The following is a 2,274-nucleotide window of genomic DNA, read 5'->3' as shown; positions in this document are numbered from 1 at the left end:
GTGTAGTAACTATGTTTATTGTGATATTGATACTACTTTTCATGTGTATGTGGTGGAGTGCGAATCATCAGAAATGTGTAAGATTGAAAATAAATAATACGAAGATACAAATTCAAGAGGGAAATATTTTTGGATTATTGGATAAAGAACCAGAAAATCGGAAAGATGAAATTAGTGTTATTGCGGTAAATGATTATTATGATACAATTGTAGACGATCGGATTATTGCGAAAAAGACTTTACATGGACAATATATTGATAGAATTGTTCAAGCAGGAAAGTTAGAAAAATTGGAACATACCATAGAAACAGATGAGATATTAAATAAAGAGGGTAATTGTATAGAAGTTCCAGATAGGATTAGGGGGAGAAAGATAAAGTATTCTATTGGAAGTGTAGTTGAATTTGAATCCTATGTACTTGCTGCATTTACTAAATTTAATGAAAACAATAAAGCATATTTGTCCGCTGAGGAATATACAGGATTTTGGATGCGTTTTTGGGAGAATATTGATGAAATATATGCTGGGCGAACTATAAATATTCCTTTAATGGGAGCGGGGATTGCAAGATTCAGGAATGGAAAACCCTCGAAACAAGAGTTACTAGAAGTTATGTTGTGGTCTCTGAAGATAAGTGGATTCCACAATACATATGGAGATAAACAAATAAATATTGTAATTTATAAATCAGATATCGATGATTTAGATTTTTACCATATTCAACATAATCAAAATTTTAAATGAGGGAGGAAAGTAATGGCAAACAGAACAGCAAACTACACAGCATTTTATGTAAAGGAACCATTTAGTGAATCAAATTTAGGAGCTAATGCTACTCCGGATTTTTTGTATTATAATCAACTTCGTGCATGGAAAGGAGCTGATAGTTCTTTTCCTTTTGTGGATGCTCACGCAAAAACATATAATGTTCGGGATGATAGTTCGTGGGAAACGTTAAAGAAAAGATTACATGATAGACTTGATGTTTCAAAGAATATTATTCTTTTCTTAAGTGAAAATACAAAAAATAGTAGAGCTCTCCGTGAAGAGATTGATTATGGAATCAATACGAAAGGACTTCCAGTGATTGTTATTTATCCAGATTTCAAAGAAAAATCAGATATTTGGTGCTCTACGGGAATGAGAAAGCAGGTTAAAGATCTGTGGGATAAATTGCCGAAGTTTAGGGATAATATGGATAAAGTTGCTACATTACATGTTCCATATAAGAAAACTTTAATAACAAGTGCATTAAAAGATCCAGATTTTAAGGTACAAACTATGACTGAGGCTGGTCAATATCATTATAAACTAGATTAATAGCGGAGATGGAAGAATATATAGCAACGAGTTTGGTTTAAATAAATATATCCAGAATTATATAAAATTTAGTTTGAGTGAATTCTAGATTTTATGTATAATACAAGCATGGCAACATTCTGGCAACAGTTCATCAGAAAGCCAGTGTAAATTATGTAGTAGAAATAAAAACTTCGCTTATTGTCGGCAGAACATTAATTAATTCCGTTAAGTTTTGCCGCGACGGAGCCGAAATGGAATAGGTTTAAGGCTTGCAAACCCTTGAATTTAAAGGGATTTCAGACTTTTTAAGACAAAAATCATTAGGTAGCTATAGTGTTTATTTTCGAAAAGAAAGTAGATATGGTAGCTACCTATTTTTTATGTTTTGAAAGGAGTTATGATATGACGAAAGAGCCACAGGAAACTAAAGAAACAACATTACCTGAGATGAAAAGAAGAAAGAGAAAAGTACCAGCAACAGAACATTCAATGTTGAATATTAGTTATCAAAGTTTGTTGGAATTGTACTTAAAGGAGTGTAGAAGAAAAGGTCTTGTAGAAGAAACGATAACGGGATATAAGTATGCAAGTGCGTATTTTTTAGATTTTACAGGATATGAACTGATGTGTTCAGATATAACACAGGATTTAATCAACGAGTATTATTTATATTTGCAACAATATCACAAGGCATCAACAACAAATAGTTATGTTTTTAAAATTTCTCCGATTGTAAAATATGGAATTGATAAAGGATATATCAGAGAAGATATAGAATTTACCCATTGTAAAGAGCAAAAGGAAATCAAAAACATATTCACGCCCGAAGAATTGTCAATATTATGAATAATCCGGGGGCCGTGTCCCTGCTGTCCGGACTTAGGAAACCGCAAATCCGTTTTTAAGGAAACCACCATTCCGTTGGTGGAAACCTTTATCATAAATTCTTAAAATGTAACTATGCACCCTG

Annotated in this window: 3 protein-coding genes; all 3 read left to right on the top strand. The window is 32.3% G+C overall.

Annotated elements, in window-relative coordinates:
* On the top strand, window positions 1-746 hold a 746-nt coding region (locus tag JQM81_RS13355; RefSeq protein ID WP_235234298.1), incomplete at its 5' end, for a macro domain-containing protein.
* 12 nt (window positions 747-758) lie between these two features.
* Window positions 759-1,322, top strand: coding sequence for a TIR domain-containing protein (locus JQM81_RS13350; protein WP_235234295.1), 564 nt, complete (start codon window positions 759-761; stop codon window positions 1,320-1,322).
* 384 nt (window positions 1,323-1,706) lie between these two features.
* The gene (locus JQM81_RS13345; protein ID WP_235234293.1) at window positions 1,707-2,150 is read left to right on the top strand and encodes a phage integrase SAM-like domain-containing protein; all 444 of its coding nucleotides are present in this window, start codon (window positions 1,707-1,709) and stop codon (window positions 2,148-2,150) included.
* Window positions 2,151-2,274: the final 124 nt, after the last annotated feature.

Source organism: Faecalicatena contorta (genome assembly GCF_021531895.1).
Lineage (GTDB): Bacteria > Bacillota > Clostridia > Lachnospirales > Lachnospiraceae > JAFBIX01.
Note: the sequence above shows the minus strand (reverse complement) of the source record. Positions and strands in the feature narration are given on the sequence as shown.